The organism is Rubrivivax benzoatilyticus JA2 = ATCC BAA-35 (assembly GCF_000190375.1).
In the GTDB taxonomy this organism is placed as follows: Bacteria; Pseudomonadota; Gammaproteobacteria; order Burkholderiales; family Burkholderiaceae_C; genus Rubrivivax; species Rubrivivax benzoatilyticus.
On record NZ_AEWG01000077.1, the window covers coordinates 1 to 3,380 of the forward strand.

Consider the following 3,380-nt stretch of genomic DNA (forward strand, 5'->3'; position numbering starts at 1 on the left):
CACGCCCGGCGCCGGCAGCGCGTCCGGCCGCCCGGCCCGCCGCAGAACGCGCGGCCACGCGCACCAGTTCGACGCCCGCCGCGGCCGGCACCGAGGCCGACTGGGAAACCTTCTGAAGCCGGGCCGGCGCACGCCGGCTTGATCGCCCGCAAGGGCCCGGGGCGGACGCCGGCCGAGACTGGGCCGACTTCCGCCAGCCAGCTTTCGCCAGCCAGCGCATCGTGTCGCGCGCCTCCGGTGCGCCGTACGTAGACGAGCGTTGGCGCCTGCCTCCCGGCCAGGCGGCCCCCGGCCCCGACGCCGGCGGGCGCTGTCCAGCATCACGGTCTTCCTCGTGCGGTGTGCCGCGGCCACGGCACACCGACAGGAGACCCGAGATGCTGCAACTCTTCCCCTTCGCGGCCGGCATTACCGCCGGCGCACTCGCCGTGCGCTGGCTGCAGCGCCGCCGCGCTCCCGAGGCCCAGCCCGAGGCGCCGGCCGTCGAACCCGCGGCTGCGCCGGCGCCCGAACCGGCGCCCGAACCCGTCGCCGCGCCTGCGCCGGCGGCCAAGGTGCCGCGCCGCCGCACCCGCAAGACCGGGGACACGGCGTGAAACGCCAGCGCATCGCCGCCGCCGACGGCAGCTTCACACGCGGCTTCGTCGCCGCCGCCTGCCTGTCGGCCTTCCAGGACCGGCCCGGTCTGGACGCCCGGCGTGTGCTGCGCCACGCGCTGCAAGGCGGCGCCGCGCTGACCGCCGGCACGCAGGCGGCGCGCTCGCTGCAGCGTGGCCAGTGGGGCGGCGCGCTCGCCGCCGTGGCCGCCGGTGCGGCGGCCGTGCAACTGATCGAAACCCTGCTCGGCGAGGCCGGGCGCGAGGAGAAGGAACTTGGCTAAGAAGTCGAAGAAGAAGGCGAAGCTGGCCTGCGCCGGCTGCCCGGCCTGCGGCTGGAACGGCGGCAACACGCCCGCCAACGCCAATGCCGGCAACGGCGGCGGCCTGTTCGGCAACCTGCCGTCGTGGATCCCGGGCAACCCGGCGCAGCAGCAGTTCCTCGTCGGCCTGGCGCTGGGCGCCGGCGCGGCCTGGGTGCTGGGCGACGAAGACCGGCGCGCGGCGCTGCTGAAGACCGCGATGAAGCTCTATTCCGGCCTGGCCGGCGGTTTCGAGGAGCTGAAGGAACAGGCGGCGGACATCCGCGCCGAGATGGACGCCCAGCTGCACCGGGAGCCGTGAGCCCCGGCCGCTGGATCGCGGCACTGGAGCCGGCACACGCCTGCGCCGGCCGTGTGCGCTGGCGCTACCGCGTCGAACGCGGCGGCGCGCTGGACACCCGCTCGCTGCGCCGCGCCGCCGAGGCCTTGCGCGGCGTGCGCGAGGTGCGTGTCAACGCCGCGGTGCGTTCGCTGGCGCTGTCTTACGACCCGGCGCTCACCGACGCCGCGACACTCGCGTCGCAGCTGCTGGCGCTGCCGCCCCCGGCCGCGCGCCGGCCGCCGGCTGCGCCCCCGAGCCGGCGCTGGGCAGCGTGCTGGCCACCGGGGCCGCGCTGCTGCTCGGGCCGGCGCTGCCGATGTCGCTGCGCGGCCCGGTAGCCGCGGCCAACGCCGTGCCGCTGCTCGGCGAGGCGCTGGACGACCTGCTGCGCGCCGGCATCACCTCGCACGTGCTCGAAGCGGTGGCCGTGGCGATCTCGATCGGCCGCGGCGACCACGTCGCGGCCAACACCACGTCCTTCCTGTTGGCACTCGGCGAGTACCTGGAGCACTCGATCGAACGCCGCTCCGACGCGCTGCTGTCGCAGCTGCTGCGCCCGGCCGACAGCGAGGTCTGGGTCGAGCGCGACGGCCGCGAGACGCGCATCGACGCCGACGCGGTGCAGGTCGGCGACACGGTCATCGTCGCCACCGGCGCGGTGATGCCGGTCGACGGCACGGTGCTCGGCGGCGAGGCGCTGGTCAACGAGGCGACGATGACCGGCGAGAGCGTGCCGGTGGCACGCCGCCGCGGCGACCACGTGCTCTCGGGCACGCTGGTCGAGGAAGGCCGGCTGCGCGTCTACGCCGAACGGGTCGGCCGCCAGGCGGCGGCGGCGCGCATCGCCGACTTCGTCGCCCAGTCGCTGGAGACCAAGGGCCAGACCCAGCTCGACGCCGCGCGCCTGGCCGACCGCCTGGTGCCGATGGTGCTGGCGCTGGCCGCCGGCACCTGGGCGCTGTCGCGCGACGGCCGGCGTGTCGCCGCGGTGCTGCAGGCCGACTACTCCTGCGCGCTGAAGCTGGCGACGCCGGTGGCCTTCAAGTCGGCGATGGCCGAGGCCGGGCGCAGCGGCATGCTGATCAAGGGCGCACGCGCGCTCGAACGCCTGGCCGCGGCCGACACCTTCGTCTTCGACAAGACCGGCACGCTGACCACCGGCCGGCTGCTGGTCACCGACACCGTCGCACTCGACCCGGCGCTGACGCCGGCCGACCTGCTGAACCTGGCCGCCTCGGTCGAGGAGCACTACTTCCACCCGATGGCGCTGGCCGTCGTCGAAGCCGCGCACCGCCTGCCCGAGCGCGAGCACTTCGACCACGCCGAGGTCGAGTTCATCGTCGCCCACGGCGTGGCCAGCGAGATCGACGGCCGGCGGGTCGTCGTCGGCTCGCGCCACTTCATCGAGGACGACGAAGGCATCGCCGTCGCGCCGCACGCGCCGCGCCTGCAGGCGCTGGAGGCCGACGGCAAGACCCTGCTCTACATCGGCTGGGGCGGCACGCTGATCGGCGTGCTGGCGATGCGCGACCAGCTGCGCCCCGACGCCGCGGCCACCGTCGCGCGGCTGCGCGAGCTGGGCGTGCGCCGCATCGTCATGCTGACCGGAGACCTGCCCGAGCGCGCGCGTGAGACCGCCGCGGCGCTGGGCCTGGACGACTACCGCGCCGGGCTGATGCCCGAGGACAAGGCGGCAGTGCTGCACGAGCTGGCCGCGTCGGGCGCACGCATCGCCTTCGTCGGCGACGGCGTCAACGACGGCCCGGCGCTCAGCGGCGCGCACGTCGGCATCGCGATGCAGCGCGGCGCCGACGTCGCCCGGCTGGCCGCCGACGTCGTGCTGCTCGAAGACCGCATCGGCCACGTCGCCGACGCCAAGGCGCTGGCGCTGGCCACGCGTGCGCTGATCGACGGCAACTTCCGCCTGACGATGGGGCTCAACACCACGATCCTCGGCGCCGCGGCGCTCGGCGCGCTGAGCCCGGTGGCGGCGTCGATGCTGCACAACGGCAGCACGATCGCGATCCTGCTGCGCGCGCTGGCCGGCGCCGGGCTGCCGCGCGCGCGGCGCCGCAAACGCTGATCAGCGCAGCAGGCTGCGGCGGTGCATCGCCAGGTGCACACCCAGCAGGCCGAGGA

The 3,380-nt window shown here is 75.7% G+C and carries 5 protein-coding genes; all 5 read left to right on the top strand.

Going from position 1 to position 3,380, the window contains the following annotated elements; translation table 11 throughout:
- Positions 1-377 precede the first annotated feature (377 nt).
- Genes RBXJA2T_RS09695 through RBXJA2T_RS09710 form a run of 5 tightly spaced genes read left to right on the top strand, consistent with a single transcriptional unit; the run spans position 378 to position 3,324 of the window.
- The gene (locus RBXJA2T_RS09695; RefSeq protein ID WP_009857178.1) at positions 378-596 is read left to right on the top strand and encodes a hypothetical protein; all 219 of its coding nucleotides are present in this window, start codon (positions 378-380) and stop codon (positions 594-596) included.
- Positions 593-880, top strand: coding sequence for a hypothetical protein (locus RBXJA2T_RS09700; protein WP_009857179.1), 288 nt, complete (start codon positions 593-595; stop codon positions 878-880). Before RBXJA2T_RS09695 ends, RBXJA2T_RS09700 begins: the two co-directional genes overlap by 4 nt.
- On the top strand, positions 873-1,220 hold the full coding sequence (locus RBXJA2T_RS09705) for a hypothetical protein (protein WP_009857180.1): 348 nt from the start codon (positions 873-875) through the stop codon (positions 1,218-1,220). The genes RBXJA2T_RS09700 and RBXJA2T_RS09705 overlap by 8 nt, the downstream gene beginning before the upstream one ends.
- Positions 1,217-1,579, top strand: a complete 363-nt coding sequence (locus tag RBXJA2T_RS20570; protein WP_009857181.1) for a hypothetical protein — start codon at positions 1,217-1,219, stop codon at positions 1,577-1,579. Before RBXJA2T_RS09705 ends, RBXJA2T_RS20570 begins: the two co-directional genes overlap by 4 nt.
- Positions 1,513-3,324 (top strand): heavy metal translocating P-type ATPase, encoded by a 1,812-nt coding sequence (locus RBXJA2T_RS09710; protein WP_009857182.1) that lies wholly within the window; start codon positions 1,513-1,515, stop codon positions 3,322-3,324. The genes RBXJA2T_RS20570 and RBXJA2T_RS09710 overlap by 67 nt, the downstream gene beginning before the upstream one ends.
- The last annotated feature ends 56 nt before the right edge of the window (positions 3,325-3,380 follow it).